Annotated in this window: 14 protein-coding genes and 1 tRNA gene; 10 read left to right on the top strand and 5 right to left on the bottom strand. The window is 33.4% G+C overall.

Features of this window, described 5'->3' with window-relative positions:
• Window positions 1–76 precede the first annotated feature (76 nt).
• From JJQ60_RS07010 to JJQ60_RS06975, 8 genes are all read left to right on the top strand, one after another.
• Entirely contained in the window at window positions 77–2,116 is a 2,040-nt protein-coding gene (locus tag JJQ60_RS07010) for a fibronectin type III domain-containing protein (RefSeq protein ID WP_201918073.1), read from the top strand.
• Between the two features lie 2 nt (window positions 2,117–2,118).
• Window positions 2,119–5,637: a T9SS type A sorting domain-containing protein gene (locus tag JJQ60_RS07005; protein WP_201918071.1), complete on the top strand. Its 3,519-nt coding sequence runs from the start codon at window positions 2,119–2,121 to the stop codon at window positions 5,635–5,637.
• A gap of 73 nt (window positions 5,638–5,710) precedes the next feature.
• Entirely contained in the window at window positions 5,711–7,066 is a 1,356-nt protein-coding gene (locus JJQ60_RS07000; protein WP_201918069.1) for a PKD domain-containing protein, read from the top strand.
• A gap of 53 nt (window positions 7,067–7,119) precedes the next feature.
• Window positions 7,120–13,362 (top strand): EndoU domain-containing protein, encoded by a 6,243-nt coding sequence (locus tag JJQ60_RS06995; protein WP_201918068.1) that lies wholly within the window; start codon window positions 7,120–7,122, stop codon window positions 13,360–13,362.
• Window positions 13,359–13,808 carry a hypothetical protein gene (locus JJQ60_RS06990; RefSeq protein ID WP_201918066.1) on the top strand — a complete coding sequence of 150 codons (450 nt, stop codon included), beginning with the start codon at window positions 13,359–13,361 and terminating at the stop codon, window positions 13,806–13,808. The genes JJQ60_RS06995 and JJQ60_RS06990 overlap by 4 nt, the downstream gene beginning before the upstream one ends.
• Before the next feature lie 101 nt (window positions 13,809–13,909).
• On the top strand, window positions 13,910–14,557 hold the full coding sequence (locus tag JJQ60_RS06985) for a hypothetical protein (RefSeq protein ID WP_201918064.1): 648 nt from the start codon (window positions 13,910–13,912) through the stop codon (window positions 14,555–14,557).
• Window positions 14,558–14,728: 171 nt separating this feature from the next.
• The gene (locus JJQ60_RS06980; protein WP_201918062.1) at window positions 14,729–16,507 is read left to right on the top strand and encodes a hypothetical protein; all 1,779 of its coding nucleotides are present in this window, start codon (window positions 14,729–14,731) and stop codon (window positions 16,505–16,507) included.
• A 177-nt stretch (window positions 16,508–16,684) separates the two neighbouring features.
• A complete protein-coding gene (locus tag JJQ60_RS06975) occupies window positions 16,685–19,060 on the top strand; it encodes a hypothetical protein (RefSeq protein ID WP_201918060.1) in 2,376 nt (791 codons plus the stop codon).
• A 62-nt stretch (window positions 19,061–19,122) separates the two neighbouring features.
• On the opposite strand, the gene JJQ60_RS06970 is transcribed toward JJQ60_RS06975, so the two are convergent.
• Window positions 19,123–19,196 (bottom strand) — tRNA-Met (locus tag JJQ60_RS06970).
• Between the two features lie 187 nt (window positions 19,197–19,383).
• Here JJQ60_RS06970 and JJQ60_RS06965 point away from each other — a divergent pair.
• Both JJQ60_RS06965 and JJQ60_RS06960 read left to right on the top strand, forming a co-directional pair.
• Window positions 19,384–19,776 carry an START-like domain-containing protein gene (locus JJQ60_RS06965; RefSeq protein ID WP_201918059.1) on the top strand — a complete coding sequence of 131 codons (393 nt, stop codon included), beginning with the start codon at window positions 19,384–19,386 and terminating at the stop codon, window positions 19,774–19,776.
• Window positions 19,777–19,835: 59 nt separating this feature from the next.
• A complete protein-coding gene (locus tag JJQ60_RS06960) occupies window positions 19,836–20,684 on the top strand; it encodes an aminotransferase class IV (protein ID WP_201918057.1) in 849 nt (282 codons plus the stop codon).
• Here the strand turns inward: JJQ60_RS06960 and JJQ60_RS06955 are convergent.
• The 4 genes from JJQ60_RS06955 to JJQ60_RS06940 all read right to left on the bottom strand — a co-directional run bounded on the left by JJQ60_RS06955 (window position 20,681) and on the right by JJQ60_RS06940 (window position 24,689).
• The gene (locus JJQ60_RS06955) at window positions 20,681–21,241 is read right to left on the bottom strand and encodes a YqgE/AlgH family protein (protein ID WP_201918055.1); all 561 of its coding nucleotides are present in this window, start codon (window positions 21,239–21,241) and stop codon (window positions 20,681–20,683) included. The two genes, JJQ60_RS06960 and JJQ60_RS06955, sit on opposite strands and share 4 nt — an antisense overlap.
• A gap of 133 nt (window positions 21,242–21,374) precedes the next feature.
• Entirely contained in the window at window positions 21,375–21,647 is a 273-nt protein-coding gene (locus tag JJQ60_RS06950) for an HU family DNA-binding protein (RefSeq protein ID WP_024769076.1), read from the bottom strand.
• A 187-nt stretch (window positions 21,648–21,834) separates the two neighbouring features.
• Window positions 21,835–22,782, bottom strand: a complete 948-nt coding sequence (gene fmt / locus JJQ60_RS06945; protein ID WP_201918227.1) for a methionyl-tRNA formyltransferase — start codon at window positions 22,780–22,782, stop codon at window positions 21,835–21,837.
• 5 nt (window positions 22,783–22,787) lie between these two features.
• On the bottom strand, window positions 22,788–24,689 hold the full coding sequence (locus JJQ60_RS06940) for a RecQ family ATP-dependent DNA helicase (protein WP_236669058.1): 1,902 nt from the start codon (window positions 24,687–24,689) through the stop codon (window positions 22,788–22,790).
• Between the last annotated feature and the right edge of the window lies 1 nt (window position 24,690).

Here is a 24,690-nt window from a genome sequence, read left to right as displayed (position 1 = left end):
GGTTATGTTGAGAATGATTGGGAAAATAAATACAAGAACCTTATCCATATGCCTTGGGGTATTATGTTTTTGTAGTATGCACTTTCAAGTATTTGGACAGAGCAGTGATGATGAGATTAAGAATGAAGTAAGGGTTGTCGCTAGAGTTCAAAAGGGAAAAGTATTATTAAGATGGGCAGTAAGTACTTCTTCGGCATGGTTGAAAGCTAATAAACATGGATACAAAATAGACCGGTATACTGTTTCAAGAGATGGGCAATTATTATCTCCTCCGGTTAAAACAACGTTGACATCTGTACCTCTTTTGCCATATCCTGTTGCGCAATGGGAAGAAGCGGTTAATACTAATGATTATGCAGCTATTCTTGCACAAGCATTATATGGAGAAGGTTTTCAGGTAGAGCAAATGGAAGGTGGGTTAGCACAGATTATTAATAAATCTAGAGAAATAGAACAACGTTTTTCGTTTGGACTATATGCTGCAGACATGAACTTTGAAGCAGCCAAAATGGGAGGCCTGGGATTTGAAGATACTAATATTGTTTCTGGCGAGGAGTATTTATATAGTGTAGAAACTTTGGTCCCTGTGGATTTGCTAAAGATAGAGCCAGGTTCGGTTTCTGTTAAAGTAAAGGACCCTGAGCCGTTACCCGTACCGTTAGATCTTTATGCAGTGCCAAATGATAAAAATATTTTACTAACCTGGGAGTATGAAATGTTTAAGGGCATATTTACATCATATTATCTAGAAAGGTCAGAAAACGGTAATGATTTTCAACGATTAGGAGATACTCCTTTAGTTAATTTAAATGATAGACCTGGTAGTCCTGCTAAAAGAATGTTTTATGTAGATACCTTATCACAAAATAATAAAACGTATTATTATCGAGTTAAAGGTATTTCACCGTTTGGAGAGATAAGCCCTCCATCAGAAGTTGTATCTGGACAAGGGATTAAAAAGCTATCCGCTGTACCCCACATTTCGAGACACACATTCGATGCTTCTGGCGGAGTTAACATTCAATGGGATTTCCCGAAAGAAACAGAAAATGAAATTACTGGATTCGAATTAGATTGGGCGGCACAAGAAAAAGGGCCATACAAAACTGTAAAAACGGGTATTTCAAAAAGTTCACGTAATACAACCTATAGCGAACCCGAACCTTCTAATTATTTTAGAGTTACCGCATTAGGAAAAAACAACCAAAAAACTACTTCATTAACGGCTTTTGTACAAACTATTGATTCAATACCACCAGCAGCACCAGTTGGTGTAGTTGGTATAGTGGATTCTTTGGGGGTTGTTAAACTGAATTGGACCGCAAATACAGAAAAGGATTTTTTAGGATATCGAGTGTTCAGAGGAAATCTGGAAAAGGAAGAGTTATCCCAGATAACTATTTCTCCGGTTGGAGAAAATACATTTCAAGATACGATACAGGTCAAATCCCTAAACAGCAAAGTTTTTTATCAGGTTGTTGCTGTAGATAAACGCTTTAATATGTCTGATTATTCAGAAAAATTAGCTTTGAAAAAGCCTGATGTTGTACCTCCCTCATCTCCTGTTTTTAAAGAATATAAAGTACAACGAAAAGGAGTTTTTATAGAGTGGATTAATAGTACAAGTGATGATGTTGTCTCTCATAAATTATATAGACAGAATGTTAAAATGTCTGAGCAAGGTTGGCAGTCAATTTTTGTTACAGATACCGTAACGAGTTATACAGATAGTAGTGTAGAAGCTGCAACAAAATATAGGTATGCAATTTTCGCAGAAGATGATAGTGGACTTCAGTCAGCACCATCCACACCAATTACGATAACAAGTCAAAAATCTACCGATGCAGAACTAATCAAAGGATTTTCATTAGTGGCAGATAGGGTGAATAAAAATATTTCGATTTCCTGGCGAAAAATGCCAAAGGAAGTCATAGAAATTATAATTTATAAATCAAAAAAGGAGGGTAAGCCGGTTTTGTTTAAACAAATGCCTAATACTATTAACCGAATAGTAGATAGCTCTATTTCTCCCGGAAATACATATGTATATAGTTTGAAAGCTATTACAAAGAATGGAAATCATTCAAAAGTGGAAACAAAAGAAGTAATTTTTTAGATATGAAAAAAATTATAATGATAATTAGTTGCCTGCTCTTTTTTGCAACTTCTTATGCGCAAGAATCGATTGTAAAGGTTAGAAATTATAGCTATAGCTCTCGTTTCGAGGATAGAAGGTGTGATGAGATTGTTACTCTAACTGCTTTTACAACTGATGGAGGAGAACATTTGCTTATTAGGTATAATATGGGAAATTTTGAAGAGGGAACAGATGCTGATAGAGATTATACTGTACCAGGCATTATAGAACGATTAGAGTTGTATTTATTTGCTAATGATGCCAGAGATCAAGGGGTTAGTACAAGTTGTCGTAAAGGTCGTAGAGTAGAAACAAATCCTCCTTTAAGGAATACTATAGCCATGAATCCTTGTGCTACTGGGAGGTTTGATCATTATCACAATAATAGTAGTGACGTAAACCAGGATATAGAGTTCGATTATGAAGTAATTCCTGTTCCGGTAGTAGATAGAACTACGGTTTCTGATTTAGCTGGTTTTGAGGACCCAATCAACATCACAGCTTCTCCAGGTTTTAACCCAATCGTATATAATTGGCAATACGGTTTTCAGACTGGGACTCAAGAAATAATTTGTGGTATAGTTTCTATCGTTCCTCTTGTTTTTGAATATTGTACAGTACCAACATATGATTGGTTCGAATTGGATGTTACCAATGCACAGGATGCTACAGTGGTCTTAAAGGACTTTCTGGGTGAAGATATTATTGGAGAGAAGATCTATTTTAGAATACAATCTTGTGATCAGAATGCATCAAATATAATTGATTATCGAGTAAGAAAATCAGCTCCACATATTGTTTCTATAGAAACAAAAGATGTTAGCTGCTATAATTCTATTGACCCTAATACAGGTAAAGGTGATGGACTGATTGTGGTTACTTTTGATAGAGAATTGGATAGCGCCAGAGATTTATTTGGTTTTGAAGTTTTTGATCCTGATAAAAATGCGAATGTTACTAATGATGATAATATAAATGTTTTTAATGGATCTCCTGATGAGCCCGGTAATCGTTTAAAACATACCATTACAGGTCTACCGGGTAGTACTTCTTTTTTTACATTAAAAATTATAGGAGAGTATATTTCACTAGATGGTACGGATCACCTTTACTACACTGAAGCGGATAGCCACGAAGAGGATTTCGTTATTGTGAGACCAGATCCTGTCGAGTTTGATAATGATGTCCAGGCAGGTGTAACTGATGTTTGGTGTCATGGAGGAGATGATGGTACAATTACCCTAGTAGCTAAAGGAGGTACTCAAGAAATAGGTAATGAGTATTATGAATACTTAATCAAACGTCAAGATCAGGCATGGAACGATGCTGGGGTAGAATGGCGCCCTTTTTCTAATAATACTACGCACACGATCACAGAATTAAATGCAACCACAGGCATTTTTGCAGGTATTTATAATATACAAATTCGCGATAAAAATGAGTGTGAAGCTAGGGATATTAATGGAACCGATGTTGATGGTAACCCATTATTAGGCCCTATAACTATAAAAACTGTAGAAGTAAAAGAACCTGTTGAGCCACTTACTATCGCTGTAGATTTAGTAAATGAACCAAGAGCTTTTGGCTTTGAAGATGGTCGTATAATAGCAGTTATTAAAGGGGGTACAGCAAAAGCCGATAATAGTTATGATTATCAGTGGGTAGATGAAAACAATGCTCCTGTAAATACCACAATCGAATCGTTTAATGCAGATGGTGACTATACGGTTACTTTGCACAGTATTGGTACTGGTACATACAAGATCACAGCAAGAGATGCAAATCATGGTATTGCAATAAATAAACAGGGATGTATTGAAGAAAGTGATCCTTACTTTCTGGATCAACCAGATCCTTTAAAGGTGAATATCGAGATTCTTAACGAAGTTTCTTGTAATAGAGAAAATGAATACAATAACGGAGTAGACTCTAATGATCCATTCGGCGAACCGGATCAATTTCAAGATGGAGCACTAATTGCTTATGTTACTGGTGGGGTTAGATTTGATAAGACTACAGCCCAAACCGATGAATGCCGAGCCAATTTTATGCCATATTGTTATATTTGGAAAAAAGATGTAGGTGGAGTATGGGTTGATGTTAATGTAAACGATAGTATCGTAAGAAACTTAAGCGAAGGTACCTTTGCTCTTAATCTTGAAGATAAAAATGGTATAATTCTAGGAACTTACACTCCAATAAGTACTGCAAATGGACAAGAGTACGAATTAGTACAGGCAATCGACAGTCTTAAATATTTACCGCAACCCGACAAACTAGAAGTTTCTTTTACAAAAACTGTAATTAGTTGCGCAGAAGGTAATGACGCAATGGCAACTGCTTTTGTTAAAGGAGGTACAAAACCATATACCTACAGATGGAGTAACGGAGACAGAGATACGGCAATCATCGAAAACCTTTTTGCCGGGACATATATATTATATGTAGAGGATGCGAAAGGATGTCAGTTGGAAGGTAGTGTTACAATAGAACAACCGAATGGATTAGTAATAGATCCGATAGTAGTAAAATCTCCAACATGCTTTGAAGGTAATGACGGAGAAATAGAAGTAAATATTACCGGAGGAGTACAACCCTACACATATAAATGGAGTACCGGAGGAAGTTCTAATAAAATATCAGGCTTAACACAAGGTACATATGTTTTAGAAATAATCGATGGTAAAGGATGTAAGGCCTTTGATGAAATGACTCTTACAGATCCAGACCCTATTATTGTTGATATGGAAGAAAAAAGATCACTTTGTGCTGATCAAATTTTAAGCCTTGATATCGCTATTGATGATGCAGCTGCTACATACTCTTGGTCATCAGATAATGGTTTTACAAGCTCTCAGAGTGCAGTAGAACTTAATAAACCCGGAAGATATACAGCAACTATTACCAGTGGATTAGGGTGTATAGGGGTTGGTGATATTGTCGTAGAAGTTTTTGATACCCTTATTGATTCCGACTTTTTGATCACTACTCAGGCGTATACTGGAGAAGATGTTATTTTGGTCAATGTAAGTGAGCCTATGGGAGAACGTGTAGAATGGACAATACCAGAAGGGATTGATGTTGTTTCGCAAACGAATGAAGAATTAATTTTACGATTTGCAGAAGAGGGTGCATATGATATTAATTTAAGATCCTATCAAATGGATTGTTATGAGGATTTTACTAAAACAGTATTGGTGCAACCGGCTATAGAAACTCCTGGGATTAATGCAATTAAAGGAGAGTTTATTGAAGAATTTATAGTGTACCCAAATCCTAATGAAGGTTCGTTCAAAGCGAAAATTACCTTAGCAGAAGCGTCTAATGTTACCATAAAAATAATAGACCTTATGACAGGAAAAATAATGAACGAAAGGACAGAAAATAATAGTATAGATTTTTTATTAGATTATTCTATGTCGATGTCATCAGGAGTATATTTAATACTATTAGAAACACCAAATGGATCATCGCAAACGCTGAAATTAGTGTTTGAATAAAAGTGTTTATGGAGAAATCTATGAATATGTGATTTAAGAAGTTGAATATAAGATTGCAAGGAAATAGCCCTAAATGAAGAAAATTATATTTATCATATCAATGCTTTGCCTATTGAACTGTGCCAAAGAAGAAGCCGTTCCGGTTTTTGCAGATTTCGAGTTCGAAGTATTTAATGATGATTTTTCAATACCGGTTCAAGTAGTTTTTTTTAATAGAACTGAAGGAGGAGAGGATTACGAATGGAGTTTTGAAGGAGGAGTACCTTCAAGATCAGTGGATAGAAACCCAGGAGTAATTCAATATAATGAAAAAGGAGTATATACTATAGAACTAACAGCTAGTAATCAAGACGGATCGATTGATACCAAGGTTCTGGAAATACAAATAGATGATCCGGTTATTGTTGATTTTGAAATTACAAATTTGGTTGATACGTTTTCTCCTGCAAGTTTTACTTTTCAAAATAATTCTACGGGAGCAGATACCTATAGCTGGACGTTTGAAGGAGGAGCACCAGCTTCTTCAACAGAACAAAATCCTGGTACTGTTGTTTTTTCAGAACCTGGAGAACATAAAATACGATTAGAGATAGGTAACGGGCGTGAAACATACGATCTCGAAAAATCAATTACAGTAGATCCTTTTTTAGTTACTGCCTTTGATAGCGAAGTAGCTTTTGTAGATAATGATTTCCAGATTCCTGTTCGAATTCAATTTCAGAATAATTCTATTAGTGCAACATCTTATGAATGGGATTTTGAAGGGGGTACTCCAAGAGTATCAACAGAGCAAAATCCAGGAGTTGTATTTTCTGAAACAGGTATGAAAACAGTTACACTTACCGCCACAAATGGGAAAGAAACAAAGACCATTACAAAACAATTTGAATTCTTTACCAATACAAATTTAAGAGTATTAAACGATATTAGATTAGGAATTAATACAGCGCATTCTAGAAATACGGTGGGTAGTTTTTATAGTATAGATCAGCGTACTGTATATAATAAAGAAGAAATTACGGGGCAACCCGATTTAGGGCAAAATGTTGACTTGGTATTTTTTGGTTTAGATAATACTTTTGATCGTAACCGATTTGTGAGTCCAGACAAAATAAGTACAGATGCCGTTGTCTTTGAAACATTACAAAACCCTAAAACAACTAAGTTTATTAATTCTCAGGAATTATGTAATTGTACAGCTTCTTTAACCTCAGCCCAATTTGATGCAATGCAAAATGATGCATTACTCAGCGCTCTTATTATAGAAGAAACCCCTGGAGGATTACAAGCATTTGATAATGTAATGACTCCAAGAATTGTTTTATTTGAGATGCAAGATGGAAGAAAAGGAGCTATAAAAATTAAAGATTTTATTGACGATGGTCAAAATTCATATATCATAGTTGATATAAAGGTGCAAAAAGAATAAAGTTAAAGAAGGTAAAGTCATAGACATACTTTAATATATTGAAAGACATTATTATGCTAAAAAAAGTTACATTTTATTTTTTACATATACTATTTCTGTTTTCATTAACTGTAAACGCCCAGGTTTTTCCTGTTAATGTAACACCACAAATCATTCCGCCATATAGTTTAAAACTATCAGAGTATGGTTCATCGGCTTCAGAAAAGTTATTATTAAACTTATTATTAACTGATATTACAGAATCGAATCGTCAGGTAAGATTAAAATTTTATTTAGAGAATAACGCAGGTTTATCTGTACAGAGCAGTGATGTTGTTATCGGAGCTAATCCGATTTTCTTAGATGGTGGTGTTCCTTTACGATTAAGTAATATAGATTTACGCCCCTATTTCGAACTTCAGAATTTAAGAGGGATTAATCCTCTTCAATATAGTGTTCCATTAAAAGAAGGTTTGTATCGATTTTGCTTTGAGGTATATGATGCATTATCAAACCGCCAAATTTCTCGTAAAAGCTGTGCAACGGTATATTTAGTACTTAATGATCCACCATTTTTAAATACCCCTAAACGTGGTGAGCAAGTTTTGGTACGTAACCCTCAGAATATTGTTTTTGACTGGACTCCACGTCATTTAAATGCTACAAATGTACAATATGAGTTTACGATCTCAGAGTTGTGGGATACCCAAATGGATCCGCAAGCAGGCTTTCTGGCGAGTCGTCCATTGTATCAAACAACAACTAGAGCAACCACTTTATTATATGGCCCTGCAGAACCACAGTTACTACCTGATAAAATGTATGGATGGCGAGTAAGAGCTGTTGTTAATGATGGAATTAGTGAAACTTCAGTATTTAAAAATGATGGATTTAGTGAAATTAATCATTTTACATATACCGCAGACTGTGCAGAACCTGCATATGTTTTGGCAGAAGGAAAAAATCCTACTACCGAGAAAATTCTTTGGCAAGGAGTAGATCATATTCGCTATAATGTAGAATATCGCAAAAAGGATGCAGAAAGTAGTATATGGTTTGAAGGAGGTACAATTAATGAATACACCAGCATTTATAACTTAGAACCTGGAACAACATATGAGTTTAGAGTAGGTGGACAATGCTTGGATAATGGTCCGTATACCTATTCGCAAATATATGAGTTTACGACCACCCTTGCCGATGATGAAGAGTCAACCTATAATTGTGGGATTACTCCAGAGATAGTAATCAATAACCAGGATCCATTGGAGTTTATGGGAGCTAATGAAACCTTCACTGCAGGAGATTTTCCGGTTACTGTACGAGAAATTAATGGTAGCGATGGCACATTTTCGGGATGGGGATTTATTGTAGTTCCTTATTTACAGGATACTAAAATTATGGTGAGTTTCGATAATGTTAAGATTAATACAGATTATCAGCTTATCGATGGTATTGTGGTTACTGATTATGACGAAGATTGGGGAGGCATGGGATCAGTAAACGAAATAGGAGAGCTTTTTGAAGGAGATAATGATATTAAAGAGATCGACTTGGACTTTGATATTACGATAGATGATATTACTGTAAATGAGGATGGTAGTATCACAGTAACACACCCGGTTAGTGGTGTTACTACAGATTATCCAGCTGGAGATGACGTGGTGATTAGAGATAGAAATAATGATGGGTCTAGTGATACATTTCATATTGATGAAGAAGGAAATATTAGAGAAGGTGGACCAATGGCAGAAGGAGGAGGAGTTACTCCTGAAAACACTCCAGGAGTCGATAAAGATGGAAATGTAGAACAGCTTACTGCAAAAGGAATTAAAGTAACCTTTGAAGATGATAGTAGTTATGCCTATGGTTTTGATGAATTACCATCGGGTCTTGAAAATGATCTAGGGAAATATTACGAAATAATTAATGATGCAGATGGCAAACCTTATAACATTATCAATAAAGCTGTTGCTAATGGAGGTGCAGATATACTAAAAGGAAAAATTGAAATTTCGGATAGTAATATATCCGCAGATAGACTTGTTGTAAAGACATCAAACGGGGAGCTTTTAAAAAGCGAAATTTCTGGTAATACCATAAGTATAGACTTAAAAGGGTATTATTCTTTTGAACATGAGAATATTTATGTGACTTTACAACCAGAAGAAAATTCTGAAGAAAAACAAAGCATAGCGGGAGTGTTCTCTCTTTGGCACTTGTCAAAAAAGGATGTTAATGTAACTATTATCCCGGTGCAGGGAGTTTCTATAAGCGAATCTCAAATTCGTTCTGAAGTTAATAACATATTCGGTAAAGCTTCTGTAAATGTTAATCTTACAATTGCTAATGAATTTACCGTTGATCCATCAGTATATGGTGGAGATAATATCTTAATGGGCGAAAGCGGTGTGTTTGCTAATTACACCAATGAACAACAAGCCATTATTAGATCGTATAAGTCGAGTACATCAACATCTTTAGAATCGTATTATTTATTTGTTTTTGGTAATAATATCAGACCAAGTAGAGATGGTGTTGCCGGGTTCATGCCAATCAAAAGACAGTTTGGATTTATATTTAGTGGTAATGTTTCAAAAGAAGAAGAAGGAAAAAGTAATATATCTGCCACTATAGCTCATGAACTGGGGCATGGAGTCTTCGGTTTAGAACATCCATTTTCAGAACTAGGTACTTCTATAGGAGCTACAGATTGGTTAATGGATTATGGCAATGGTATACAATTATCTCATTTAGATTGGGCGCAAATTCATAACCCAGACTTTAAATTATATTTGTTTCAGGATGATGAAGAAGGTGAATATGGAACATACCAGTTCTTAGTTGGTCTGGATGTTGTTCCAGGGGAATTTAAATCTCACTTGGCTAATTTTGAAGGAGAGAGTATTTCTTTTATATCTTCTGCCGGAAAGATAATTTCGCTACCATCTAATGCACAGGATGTTACATTTAAGAAGAATGGTGCGCTTTTGGCTTTTACGGTCCCAGAAAATGGTGTGCTAGAACGATATGCTTCAGGTAAATGGAATACGACTGAAGAAGATTTTGCAGGATACTTGAAAGAAACTTCTAATACTAAAAAATGGAAAGATGTTGTTTATAGGGACAATTTTTCAAGAAATCTTCCCCAGCAGGTAACAGTCTATTTGGGTAAATTTAAAAAAGAAGGGAATATTTGTGGGATTAATCTTTATAGTCGAAGTTTTGGTAATACTGCAGATAAAAATGATTGGAATAGCGGTGGAAACAAAACACCATTATCTAATACAGATTTTGTAGCAAATAGTCAGCTTTTTAAGGAGAATGTTCCGTCTCCTGAAGCATGCGATTTATGTCCTAAAGGGGAAAAATTCTATAATACCTACAATCATTTAGTTAAAAATGATAATGATGATGCTAATTTAAGAGCTATTAGTAAATATAGTTGTTCTAGCAAATCAGGTGTGGATTATAGCGTGCTTGTTGCGCAAATTCAAGATGATTCTGATAAGGAACTAAAAAACATTTTTTGGTTAAGTGATAAAGCTTTGTACAAGAAAGCTAGGGATGCCTTTTGGGATCAGGATAATGCATTGGCATTATATCTTGAAGCTATAAAAAAAGTAGATAACAAAATAGATGCATACGGTAATCAATTAAACACAGAGTCTTCAGAGGAAAATTTGTATGCAGCAATTTATTATCTGAACGAAGAGTTTATAAAAACCTTATCTATTGACGAGCGTATAAAAATATTATCTGCAATTTTTGAGCATAATTTATTTATTACCGATGATTTTCTTAGCTCAGGAAAAAGTGATGTTTCCATGATTAAAAAAATGCTGACATCGCTAAGCAAAGAAGATTTAACGCTTCTGTTAACTGAAGTTATCAATAATAAAGAGCTGTTTAAAAATGATAATAGGGATGTTCTTTTTGAAATAGCATATGCACTAACAGATGCTGATTTAAAGTCTCTTCACGTACGATCCAAACTAAGAATGTTAGAAGTTCTTTTAAATAAGAGACTTTATAATATGTTTGGTAATAATGAAGATGCTATAGTTGCTAAAATAGTTAAGTCAGTCAAAGATGAAGAGGCAACCGAATTTTTTAAACATTTAGAATCTACAGAGCTTTATAGTATTGATGAAGATCCATTGTTATATCATTTAAAAGAAAAATTGTCAGATTTCTTAAATACTGATGATTCTTATACCGTTTTTTTTAACGAAATAAAAAGATTATCTGATGCTAAAAATAGATTGGCAAATGGAAATCTTGATGTAAAAACTTCAATAATTTGGGACGTAAAACAAAAGGATTATGTTATAGTTTCTTTTGTTATTGATAATAATGATTTTACCTATCACTATAACTCTAAAAATCATACTGTTGGTATTAAAACTTGTGATTCATATGATCTAGTTCTTGTTGAAAAAACTGGAACTTACAGAAAAGTTTGTAATAAAGAAAGACAGTTATTACCAAATGGTAGTTCTCCGTTTGATCTTGTAGGAATTACTGTCCTTAATGATGTTTCACCTTTTGCAAGTGCTTGTAAAGATGGTGAAGGAGAAAGAGAATTATGTGGAAAAATGATTGTTGTTCCTGCGATTTTTATAGATTATTTAGAACAAAAAAAATATGAACAACAGTGGAGTAATTTTGGATGGAATACATTTAATATTATTATAACTGTAGCTACGTTTGGAGAAGGAGCTGCGGCAATAACTGCTATTAGAGGAGCTAGTGCAGGAACTAAACTAGCAATGGCTGGAAAGCATTGGTATACATTACTTGATTTTACTTATACCGTTACAGATTTAGGTTTAAAAGTGGCCAATGTTAACATGCCAAAAGAATGGGGTTATGTGGGATATTTATTCGCAGCTAAAACTAGTTATGATTTAATTAATAAAGGAGGAGCAAAAGGACTAGCATATCTTAAAAAGGCAAGTAAAAGAGAGCGTAGAGAAATATTAGAAGAATTAGATGTAAAGAAAGATGGAAAACCTTTAACTGATGATGAAATTGTTGATTATATATCAGATGTTGAGAAAAAAATAAAAGATCCGAAAACTAATCCAGACGTTAAAAAAGAGTATGAAGATGCTCTTAAGGCATTAGATAATGTTGGAGATACACAGGCAAAGGTGTTATCTAAAATTGACGACTTTGCCGTTAGTAACAAAAGTTTCAAGGATTGGGTAAAATCTTTAGATAACAATCCTGATTTATTAAAGAATTTGGATGAATTAGGAGATGATCTTGAGAAATTTGCTAAAGATTTTGATTTTACTAATGCTGGTAAAGTGGCAAAATTTGTTGCAGAACCTAATTTAGCTAAAGCATGGAAGATTTTAAGGAATCATAGAGATATTAGACGTTTAGACGGAAATATTGAAGTTCTTGCCAAAATCAGTGATAGATTTGAATATGCTGGAAAATCTGGTTTTAATGGTCTTGAAGAAATTTTTAACGGAGGATCCAAAGTCAAGTCGATACAGAATTTTATAAATGGATTAAACAAAGTTGATGAGATTTTTGAATCATCTTTACCTCTTAAATTTAGTGGAATAAAAGCCGGCGAGGTTAAGGTAGTAAGGGCGTTAGATGGTAAAAGTGAAGAAGTTGCCAGAATTGTAAAAGATAAACTGGAAATGAAAAAGTTCCTGGAGGATGGAACGCCCGTTGGGAAACCAGTTGATGGTCATGATATACTTAAAAGTGGAGATGAAGTTGGGTTTAAACCTGTAAATAAAGGGTTAGATTTTTCTCAAATGGATGTCCCTGGTGCTATAAAGCATGTTAAGTATAGAGATTTGAGTGATTTAGCAAGAAGAGATATTGTAGGATGTCATGATATTAATGAATTTAATAAGCTTAGACAGGTCAATGCTGTAAACAATGCTAATTATAATGTAGCTGCTGGTAAAAAACTTGATGAAGTCGAAGAAGTAATAATTATGGCTGAAAAAAGCCATTCGGTACCAGGTGTTAAAGCTATAGAGTATAGAGTACCTTCAACTGATGGTAGATTGGTTGAAAATGTGAATGGAGTAAATGTAAACAAAGGATATACTACAGGTAATACAAAGGGTAAATCATCAACTAAACATTTTGAAAAAACTTTATACGATCCATCTGTTTGGACAGATGCTAAGTTAGAAAAAGCAATTAAAGAAGCTGTTCAAGACGCGGCAAATAAAAACGGAGGTACCGTTCCTACGAAATTTAATGGTAATACAACAGAGGGGTATGAAATTGAAGGATGGTTTAGAAATGGGGTAATAGAAACATTTTATTTTAAATGATGAAAGAATTAACTTGGAAATTTATAGAAAATTCAAAAGAAGTTTCAGGAGGATTTGATATTGTATTTTCTCATGAAATGGATTCTTTGCGATTTTTTTTATTGGGAACTTCTTTAAAGAGCTTACCAAGTTTTATTACAAGTTTGTTAAATTCTGAAGGAGGAGGAGGAGATGAGTTATGTTATTTAGAAACATACTCTAATTTAGATGGGGGCGATTTTGCTACAGGTAATGATTTTGAGATTGATGAAGTAAGAATAGTTCATAGCCTTTTTGATAATGTTATATTAAAAGAAAAATTATTCCTCAAAATCCTTTATGAATATGCGATGAAGGTTTTAGAAATAAATAAAGAGAATAAAGTATTAGGATTAAATTGGATGAATCTTATGAATGATAGTTTAGATAAACTGAAATTGAAAATATATGAGGATCCTTGCGCATAATCATTAATAAGTATTAGTTATGAAAAATAATGCTTTGTTTTTATGGATTTAGATATCTTTAAATATTCATAAAAAGGAATCATATTTTAATTTTCGATATAATGAAACTTCTGGATTATACATTAAAATTTAGCTTTTTCTTGGCTGTAAGTCTTAGTGCTACTTTTATTGCAGGGCCATTAATATATAAAACTGCTATGGAGTCTAAGAATGAAACTTTAGAGACTCGCGAATTAGGAAGTTTAGAGGCTGATTTTTTGAATGAAAATACCACAAAATATATTAAACTAGAGGGAAATTTTTTTAATGGAGAAAGATTTCAGAGAGTATTTAATACCACAGAGAAAACTCATCTTGGACTATTTAAATTTTTTAAGGATAAAAAACTAATCACAGATACTTCGCCAGAAGATTTTTTGCCTATTGTGATTTCGAATGAGAAACTAGTAGAGTTAGGCCAAGTACAAGCCAAGTTTGATAATAAAAGATTATTAGAAAAATTAATAATAGACAATACCTATATAATCGGAGCCCCAGAATCTAGTATTAGGATTGTTGTACTTGTTATCTTGAGCATTATAATAATATTACTAGGAGTAGCTAGCTTTGTGGTTGGTTCAATTATGTTCTATAAAAATTACAATACGTTTAAGAAAACCGGTAAATTACCCGAAATGCCAAATACCGCAGAAAATAAAATTAAAGGAATCAAATTTCTATTAGGTAAAAAGGAAAAGTCAGAAAAATAATTCTAATGATAATTATACAACCGAACTAGTTTTACAAGAATAGTGTAATAATCTTATATCAAGATTTGTCTTTAATTCTAATCAAAGAATCTTTTTTCAAAGTGATTATTATCTCAAAGTCGTCCCAAAATTACCTAAATTAGCAACTTCAAATAACTTAAATAAACAATAATGAACCCCAATTTTCTAAAAATACTACTATCTACTATTTTTCTATGTTATAGCAACCTATCAATAAGCCAGGGTGCTATTAAAGATTCTGTACTACTTGATATTCCTAATATAGGTAAGTTAGGGGGTGCCCATATGCTTAATTGGGCGTTGGATAAAGAAGAAAATAAAATCTATTTATATGCTTATAGCCATGTCAGAGGGTCACAATTTATAAGTAGCGTAGAAGAAATGGAAGCAGCCAAAAGAGAGCATGATAGCAAAGGCTTTTTTGGAAAAATGTTCTCTTCTATGGCAAAAGATAATATGTATAATGATACGACTATACCCGTAGTTATGGAGGGTGTGGTATCTACTCAAGATCTTACAGCGACAGAAACCAAGCGAAACTTATTTCATAAAATAGAAGAACTTCCGGAAGGGAAAAAAGTGTTTTTTAGACCTAAAGAAAATGTTATTGATATTACAGGTTTTGAAACAGGTACGGGGTTAGAGTATCACTATAATGATCTTAATACCGCTTATAAGTATGCTCCTCAATTAGATAAAGAACTGTTATCATTGACAGAGATGAAGTTTAAAGGAGAAGGCTTATTGGGTTTAAAAAATATAAAACCCTGGATGATATCCCGTAAGGCCTTTTTTAGATATGTACCTTTTAAAGGATACATGAGCGAGACTGAAAAGAAAGATCTAATTAATCTTAAAGATAATCCAGAATTAGATGGATATGAAGTCGTAAGAGATAGCGATAATGCTATAGGTAAAAATCATATTGTTTGGTTTGTAAAAGAGAAAGATGATTCTGATTATAAGATGTTATCTTTTAATGAAGAAACTCAAGAAACAAAAATTCAATCTTTTACATTTGATACACCTAGAAAGCCTAAAGTAACAAGTAAAGTTGTATACAACAAAAATCTAGAACCAACAGGCTTTGTTACTGTTTTTGGATACCATAAAAAAGGGAAAAAATCTGAAACGTATACAAAAACAGATTTTGATATGCTATATACAGATGCTTCCGGAAACATCAAGGTTCAAACCAAGTTTTCTCACGGTACCGAAAAGAAGTATAAACGCGTAGTGTCACCAATATTACTGATTGATCAAGGTGATAATACATTAAAAATTGTAAACAATCATCAATTATCATTATTAAGCAGCACGTTTGAAATATTTACTCTTAACAAGGATGGGGTTTTAAATGTAGAAACATCAGAAGATTTTTTCAAAGTAGAAGGCGAGACTAAAAGAAATTACTACAATTATCTTGTAGATTTCAATTCAATTGATAAAATGGGAGAATATTATGTAATACGTAAAGATAATATTGAAAATACAACCGTGCCTTCTAGTGATCCAAATAGTTCTTTGCCACAAAAAGTAACAAACTATAAAGGATATAACTTTACATTGCTTGATGGTACATTTAAGCCTATTAAGTTTGGAGCCTTACATTCATCTTTTAATGAAAGAGAAAGCTTTAGTTTTCAAGACATAGAATTAACAAATAATAGATATGTAATGTTGGCCGAAAGAGCAGGTAGATACTTTCTTACTACTATTACTCCGGATGAAGGGGTTGCTACTATCAGTCTAGAAACTGAGTATGGAAAGAAATCATCCTCAAAACTTTATTTTGGAAGTTATATGCATGATTTTGCATTAGTTAATGAAGATAAAAAAGAGCTTTACATTCTTCACCAATATTACACTAAGGCTCAGACCGGTGAGAAAATACTGGATAAAGCCGCAATTGTTAAAGTAGCCTACTAAGGGAACACTATATTTCAATAGCAAAAACAGACAAAAAACCACTCTATTTAGAGTGGTTTTTTCTTTGAAATCTCCTTAATTTTTTGTTATTTCGCGCGTTCAATTTCTTTAGTATTAAGAAGTTGAGGGGAAAACAGAGTATAGCCTTTTTGATTAAAACCTACTAATGCAAAGCATTTGAGAAAACTACTACTAGTATTCTTATTATTACCTCTTATATCTCTCAGCCAAACGCTGGACTACGAGACTATTACTCAAAGCAAACCCTTTAAAATTAGTGGGCAAGTTTCTGCAAATGGAGTATATTATACATCCAATCAAAATAATAGCCGAGAACCATTTACTTATTTTTTACAAGGAGCATTAAACGTAAGTATTTATAGTTTTTCTATTCCGATATCGTATAGTTTCTCTAATCAGGGAGAAGATTTAGGGTATCAATTACCCTTTGATTTTAATCGTATAAGTCTTCATCCTAAATATAAATGGATTACTGGTCATATTGGTAATGTAAATATGACTTTTTCTCCATATACATTAAATGGTCATCAGTTTACAGGAGGAGGAGTAGATCTCACACCACCAGGGCCACTAAAAGTTAGTGCAATGGCTGGGCGATTACTCAAGGCAACTAACGATGATGATGACCCTAGAACAATTCCTGCTTTTAACCGAATGGGATATGGACTCAAAACTAGTTTTGAAAAAGAACGATATAAGATTGGAGTGATTGGTTTTTATGCTAAAGATGATCAGACTTCGATAGATTCTATTCCTGAAGCTAAAGGAGTTTTACCACAAGAAAATTTAGTAATAAGTTTAGAAGGTGAAGTAAAATTGGGAAGAAGTTTTAGTTTGCAAGCAGAATATGCAGCAACTGCGATTACAAAAGATACTAGATCAGAAGAAACTGATCTTTCAGAAGTTTCGCCAATTGCCGCTTTTTTTAACAATCGCGCTTCTACAGAATATTATAATGCCCTACGTACTCGATTGGGATATGCCATCGGAAGAGTAAATCTTGGCCTCGGTTATGAACGCATAGACCCGGGATACGAAACCCTGGGAGCGTATTTCTTTAATAATGATTTCGAAAATATTACGCTCGATGTGTCGAATACATTTTTTAAAGATAAATTAACTTTGGCAATTAATATCGGTTACCAAAGAGATGACCTGGATAACTTAAAGGCTAATAATACCAACCGAACAATTGGATCATTAAATGCTACTTTGGCTGTGTCAGAAAGGCTTAATATAGCAGGGTCATATTCTAATTTTACAACCTTTACCAATATAAAACCGAATCAATTTGATGAGATTAATGATGCCGATTTACTTGATGAACAGATAGAAGAGTTAGACTATAGACAATTATCTCAAACGGCTACAATGACGATTAGTTATACACTTTCTCAAAAAGAAACATCTCGTCAAAATCTTACACTTAATTACGCTTTAAACGATGTAGCAAATGAACAAGGAGGAATTGTTAGGCTTGGAGATGCTTCTACTTTTCATAATATGAATTTAGGGCATACTATTGATTTTTCAGAAAGAAACCTCAGTATCAGTACATCGGTAAATGGTACATATAATACCATTGGTCGCGAAGAAGCTACTACCTGGGGGCCAACGGTAAGCATTGGGAAACGATATTTTGAAAAAACATTAAATACAAGACTTTCCGCAGGATACAATACTTCAAATAGTAGTACGGCAAAAACAAATATTGCTAATCTAAGAGGTGCTATAACCTATACATTAAAAGAAAGACATAATTTTAATCTTAATGGAGTACAATTGTTCAGAAGTGGTGGAAGTAATGGAGATTTAAGCGAGTTTACGGCTACCTTTGGATACAACTATGCATTTGGACTTAAAAAACCTAAAATTAACTTCAAAAGAAAACCTAAAAAACCAAAAGAAGATAATGATTCTATTAAAATTCAATATAGAAAGTATCGTTTTGAAGGTTTGCCAAAAGATATTACACCACAATTATTAGCGCTACCCGAAAAAGAAGGCTTTGCTCATATTATTAAAGATCAAAAAGGAGAGTTAAGCGAATTAGGAGAGCAACTTAAAGAAACAGAAGAAAAAGATAAGCGAGTATATAAAGAAATCGGAATTAGCTATCTAAAGGCTATGGATGCCTATTTTGACTTTGCCGAATTTTACAATGAAAAACTCTATGAAGCTTATCTGAAACTTGTACAAGAAGCTAGAGAGATTGATCGACAAATACGAGATGAGTTTACAGTCTTAAGTGCTAAGATTAATAGTGCAGAAGAGAAAAATGACGAAGATCTCGAAAGACAAAAAGTACTCGAAAAACGATACGAGTCGCATACATTACTTTTAAACTCGTTGATCAAATGGGATTTAACTTCTTTTGATATCAAAAGTCCGGAAGGAGACCTCAAAGCACTTAAAAAACGAAATGCATCAAAAGTCTTCTCAATGTATCAAAATGAAAAATCTGAAGATCATATCATTAAATTTATTGAAATACGTCTGGCGGATATGTTCCATAAACTATTGAAGGAGTAAATAAATACAATATTTACTATATTAAATAAAAAAGGTTGTCTTTTAGACAACCTTTTTTATTGTAGCGAGAGGGGGACTTGAACCCCCGGCCTCCGGGTTATGAATCCGACGCTCTAACCAGCTGAGCTACCTCGCCATTTTTTGCTTTATTAGAAATATGATCTGTTTAATTAAAAATTAATACTGACATATATCCCTTAGGCGGGTGCAAATATAAAAACAAAATGGATTGTCGCAAACAATAATGAAGAATTAATTTTTTTTTCAATGTCCTTTTAAAGTCGACAATTAATCTATATATTGGCTTATCAACAATTAATAATATGTCTGAAAAAACAAAATATGAACTTGAGTTCGTGGTTCAATCTTCGCCACAACTATTATATCAATATATTTCTACTCCTTCTGGGCTTTCTGAATGGTTTGCAGATAACGTAAATTCTAGAGGTGAGTTGTTTACATTTATATGGGATGACTCTGAAGAAGAAGCTAAACTTTTAAGTAAAAAAAGTGGAGAGCGTATTAAATTTAGATGGGTAGCAGATGAAGATGACGGTAATGATTATTTTTTCGAAATGCGAATTCAGGTAGATGAGATAACAAAAGACGTTTCTCTTATGGTTACCGATTATTCTGAAGATGATGAGATGGACGAGAATAAGATGCTTTGGGATAATATGATAAGCAATCTGAAACATGTTTTAGGTTCGGCTTAATTCTTTTTTTGTATAATAATTTATCTCTCCCATAAGAGTACACTTATGGGACTTTTTTTATGGTTAATATTAACGGAAAATTACTTGAAGATACTTTAGCAAATATTGCTTTGAATAATAGGGGATACGCTTATGGTGATGCTCTATTTGAAACTATTAGGGTTAACTCTGGAAAGATTTTATTTTGGGAAGATCATTACTTTAGGTTAATGGCTTCGATGCGTATTCTAAGAATGCGGATACCGATGCATTTTACTCCAGAATTTTTGGAGAAAGAAATAATCGATCTAATTACAAAAAATGAATTATTAAATTCATCTGCAAGAATAAAACTGATGGTTCATAGAGTATCTGGTGGATTATATACGCCATCTTCCAATGATATTGAATATAATATATCAGTTTCTCGATTGGATTCATCGTTCTATACGATTTCAGAAAATAGATGTGAGGTTACACTATTTAAAGACCATTATGTAGCTACAGATTTACTTTCTACCATTAAGTCAAATAACAAACTGGTCAATATTTTGGGAGGAATATTTGCGAAAGAAAATGGTTTTGATAATTGTATTTTAATGAATTCTAATAAAATGATTATTGAATCATTAAATGGTAATGTGTTTTTGGTAAAAGGAAACCTTATTAAAACACCTCCTATTTCTGATGGATGTCTAAAGGGTGTACTTAGAACTCAATTATTAAGAATTCTTGAAAAATTACCAGAGTTTGAAGTTGAGGAAGGCTCAATTTCTCCATTCGAACTACAAAAAGCAGATGAATTATTTATTACAAATGTAATTAGTGGGATATCACCTATAACAAAATTTAGAAAGAAAGAATACGATACTAAAACAGGTAAAAGATTATTAGGCGTATTAAATGCCAGAATTAGACTTGAGAATTAATTATATGTAGGATTTTCTGGAGCATTAGACCAAAGCATATATTCGCCTCCTAATTCGATCATTTTTTCTTTCCAGAAGGTATCATAAGATTTTCCGAAGATGTTCTTTTTATAGTTGTTTTCTACAATTACCCACGAATTAGCCTCGAGTTCTTGGTTTAGTTGTTCAGAATCCCAGCCAGAGTATCCCAGAAAAAATCGGATCTCGTTAGAGGTGATTTTATTTTCGGCAATTAATTTTGATACAATAGAGAAATCACCACCCCAATAAATCCCACCAGAGATCTCTACACTATTAGGAACTAAATCAGGTACTTTATGGATAAAATAAAGGTTATCTTGCTCTACGGGTCCACCATTATATATTTTGAAATCGGCTTCAATATCTGGCACAAGATCAGCCAGAGAATACTCTAAAGGTTTGTTCATTATAAAACCAATAGATCCCTGTTCACTATGATCTGCTAAAAGAACTACAGAGCGATTAAATGATACATCTCCAATTATGGAAGGCTCAGCAACTAACAGATGTCCTTTTGAGGGTTGAAGTGATATCATACGATGGTTTTGATTATCTTAAAGCTAAATAATTATTTCTAATAATCAAAGTAGTTCGGCTGTTTTTGTAGAAAAACCATAAAAAAAGCTCCCAATTTTGGGAGCTTTTTAAATAATATCGAAAACGGACTGATTAGTTTACTGAACTAGATAAATCAGCACCAGCCTTAAACTTCACAACGTTTTTAGCAGCGATTTTGATAGTCTTTCCAGTTTGTGGGTTTCTACCTTCTCTTGCAGCTCTTCTAGAAACTGACCAAGATCCGAAACCTACTAAAGAAACACGTCCTCCTTTTTTAAGAGTACCTTCAACGTTTCCTAAAAAAGATTCTAAGGCTTTTTTAGCCGCTGCTTTAGTGATTCCAGCGTCAGCTGCCATTGCATCGATTAATTCTGTTTTGTTCATAATTCTGTTTTTAAATTAATTGTTGGTTAAACCAATCTTTATGTTAAACGCTTTACAAATTTATACGGATTTATGATTCATGCAAGGATTAGCCTAGTAAATACGGGCATTTGTTGATAACTCAAGGCGATTGTTAATAAACAATGATCATTTTTATTAATTTTTAAACCTCGGTTACACTAGTATTTCAGGACATTCTTGCATCTCGGTAAAAAGTATATCCATTTAATAATGCTTTAGATTCCATAGCCTTTTTTCCAGGAAGTTGAAGTTTATCAACAATAATATATCCATTTTCTACTGCGACTTTTAAAGTCGAATCTTCAATAATTACTTTTCCAATGTCAAAGTTATGGGCTTCTTCTATGGGTTTAGCATTATATATTTTTATGTTATGATCTTCTCCTTTATTATGTAATACACACCAGGCAGCAGGGTATGGACTCAAACCCCTAATCAAATTATTAATGGTATAAATATTTTTTTTCCAATCAATCTTCGTGTTGTCACGATTTAGTTTATAGGCTGTCTTAAAACTAATGTCTTTTGGCTGGGGTTTAACTTCAATAGTATTAGTTTCTATTATTTTAATGGTTTGGATTACTAATTCTGCTCCTTCGATCATGAGTTTATCATGCAGAATGCCTGCTGTATCATTATTATCAATATCAACCTCTTTTTGCAGGATGATATGTCCGGTATCTATTTTTTCGTCAATAAAAAATGTTGTAATGCCTGTTTTTTGTTCTCCATTTATAATAGTCCAATTAATAGGTGCCGCCCCTCTGTAATTTGGTAGCAATGAGGCATGTAAATTAAAAGTGCCATATTCTGGCATATTCCATACTGATTTTGGTAGCATTCTAAAGGCAACCACAATGTTTAGGTTTGCTTGTAGCGATTTTAATTCTTCAAGAAAACCTTCATCTTTTAGATTGGTGGGTTGTAATACATTAAGATTTTTGGATAAAGCATATTCTTTAACTGCAGAGGCTTTAAGTTTTCTTCCTCTACCTGCTGGTTTATCTGGAGCAGTAATAACACCAACTACATTATAATCGTTTTCTATTATTGATTTTAAGGTTTCTACAGCAAAATCTGGAGTTCCCATAAATATGATTCGTAAGTCTCTCATCATTTTTATACTAATTGATAGTTGTTGTCGTGATTAATTGTTATGATTTGGTGTTCGTTCATTGCTCGCAATACTTCTAATGTTATTTTTTCGGGGTAGTTTAATTTAGAAATCAAATCCCTTGAAGATAATTTTTTTTCTTGTAAAAGCCTTATAATATCCTCTTGAATTTTGTTTACATCAATTTTACTTGTATTTGATTTTGTAGTCATACAAAAACTACAAATACCACAATCTTTAGTGTCCTGCTCTCCAAAATAGCGAAGTAATAACCTGCTTTTGCAAGTTGTTGTGTTTTCTGTATACTGTATTATCGCATCTACTTTCTGTATTTTGGACTTGTTTTGCTCTAAAAGATGATGTTTTATACGGTTAACAGTATGGTCATCTTCTCTTGGCATTAAGAAGATTATTTCGGCATCAAAAACTTTATAGTTAAACTCAATTAATTCAGCGTCTTTTAGCTTATTTAATACATGTATTATTTCTGTTTCTGAGGTCCCAATTTTTGAAGCTAAAAGAGAAAGATTAATATCTACCTCTTCATCAAAAACACCGCCGTATGTTCTCAGTATAGATTTAGTAACTAATTCGTATTGTGAATTGTTTTTTAAAAAATCCAGAAGATGATTTCCGGTTACTAAAATGTGTATGGCACTTTTTTTTGTGTACCGTTGCATAAACCTAATCACACCACAACGATCCAGAAACTGCAGAGTATTGTATGAGGTTAACGTATTTAGTTCATAGGTTTTGCAAAAGGCATTAAAATTAAAATCATGTGTGGATTGTTCTCCTTCTCCGTAAGATATCTGAAAATAATTGCACAATTTTCTATAGACTAATTTTACGGTGTCTACACTAGGCAATACTTTTATAAATTGATTGTTTAATCGCGTGTTGTCATTCTGGTTTTTTAACAAAAAAGCAAAGGATTCTTTTCCGTCGCGTCCAGCTCTACCAGCTTCCTGGAAATAACTCTCAATACTTTCAGGTACGTTGTAATGAATCACAGTGCGCACATTAGGTTTGTCTATCCCCATCCCAAAGGCATTGGTAGCAATCATTACTCGTACTTCTTCATTTACCCATTGCTTAAATCGTTCTGCCTTATCTTTTTCGTCAACACCTCCATGATAATATGTCGCTGTTATACCATGAGAATGAAGAAACTCACTCAATTCAATGGTTGCTCTTCGGTTTCGTACATATATAATTGATGTTCCCGGGTGTTTTTCAAGAATCTGAGTAAGCTTATAATTTTTATCAGTTACCTGTTCTACCCAATATCCTAAATTGGGTCTAAAAAATGATTGCTTTAAAAGTTGGGGTTGAAAAAGATCCAATTCAACAACAATGTCTTGAACCACATTTGTGGTTGCAGAAGCTGTTAAGGCTATCATGGGCACCGTTGGATGTATTTCCCTTAGAATTTTAATCTTTTTATAAGATGGTCTAAAATCATTACCCCATTGGGATATACAGTGGGCTTCGTCAATGGCAATCAGGTTAACATTCATTTGGCGTAACCGCTCTTTTACAATTTCTTGCTGAAGGCGTTCAGGAGAGAGATATAAAAATTTGTAATTTCCATAGATGCAGTTGTCGAGAAGAGTATCTAATTCTGAATATTTTATTCCACTGGGGAGTGCTATTGCCTTAATGCCTTTTTGTTGAAGGTTTTGTACCTGATCATGCATTAAAGCAATTAAAGGCGAAATTACGACGCATATTCCTTCTTTTATTAGTGCCGGTACCTGAAAACAAACAGATTTTCCACCTCCAGTTGGCAACAATGCAAAAGTATCTTGACCTAATAAAACCGAATCAATAATTTCTTCCTGTAATGGTTTGAAACTATCATATTTCCAATACTGTTGTAATATTTGGAGTGGAGTTTTGATCAAT

Source organism: Aquimarina mytili, from assembly GCF_016735115.1.
Taxonomy (GTDB): domain Bacteria; phylum Bacteroidota; class Bacteroidia; order Flavobacteriales; family Flavobacteriaceae; genus Aquimarina; species Aquimarina mytili.
Note: the sequence above shows the minus strand (reverse complement) of the source record. Positions and strands in the feature narration are given on the sequence as shown.

What these genes read in the sequence shown, in the direction of transcription:
- fmt (WP_201918227.1), bottom strand. Translation starts at nt 22,782, where the DNA reads ATGAGAGACTTACGAATCATATTTATGGGAACTCCAGATTTTGCTGTA.
- JJQ60_RS06985 (WP_201918064.1), top strand. Translation starts at nt 13,910, where the DNA reads ATGAAACTTCTGGATTATACATTAAAATTTAGCTTTTTCTTGGCTGTA.
- JJQ60_RS06955 (WP_201918055.1), bottom strand. Translation starts at nt 21,241, where the DNA reads ATGATATCACTTCAACCCTCAAAAGGACATCTGTTAGTTGCTGAGCCT.
- JJQ60_RS06980 (WP_201918062.1), top strand. Translation starts at nt 14,729, where the DNA reads ATGAACCCCAATTTTCTAAAAATACTACTATCTACTATTTTTCTATGT.
- JJQ60_RS06960 (WP_201918057.1), top strand. Translation starts at nt 19,836, where the DNA reads ATGGTTAATATTAACGGAAAATTACTTGAAGATACTTTAGCAAATATT.
- JJQ60_RS07005 (WP_201918071.1), top strand. Translation starts at nt 2,119, where the DNA reads ATGAAAAAAATTATAATGATAATTAGTTGCCTGCTCTTTTTTGCAACT.
- JJQ60_RS06995 (WP_201918068.1), top strand. Translation starts at nt 7,120, where the DNA reads ATGCTAAAAAAAGTTACATTTTATTTTTTACATATACTATTTCTGTTT.
- JJQ60_RS06965 (WP_201918059.1), top strand. Translation starts at nt 19,384, where the DNA reads ATGTCTGAAAAAACAAAATATGAACTTGAGTTCGTGGTTCAATCTTCG.
- JJQ60_RS06950 (WP_024769076.1), bottom strand. Translation starts at nt 21,647, where the DNA reads ATGAACAAAACAGAATTAATCGATGCAATGGCAGCTGACGCTGGAATC.
- JJQ60_RS06990 (WP_201918066.1), top strand. Translation starts at nt 13,359, where the DNA reads ATGATGAAAGAATTAACTTGGAAATTTATAGAAAATTCAAAAGAAGTT.
- JJQ60_RS07010 (WP_201918073.1), top strand. Translation starts at nt 77, where the DNA reads ATGCACTTTCAAGTATTTGGACAGAGCAGTGATGATGAGATTAAGAAT.
- JJQ60_RS07000 (WP_201918069.1), top strand. Translation starts at nt 5,711, where the DNA reads ATGAAGAAAATTATATTTATCATATCAATGCTTTGCCTATTGAACTGT.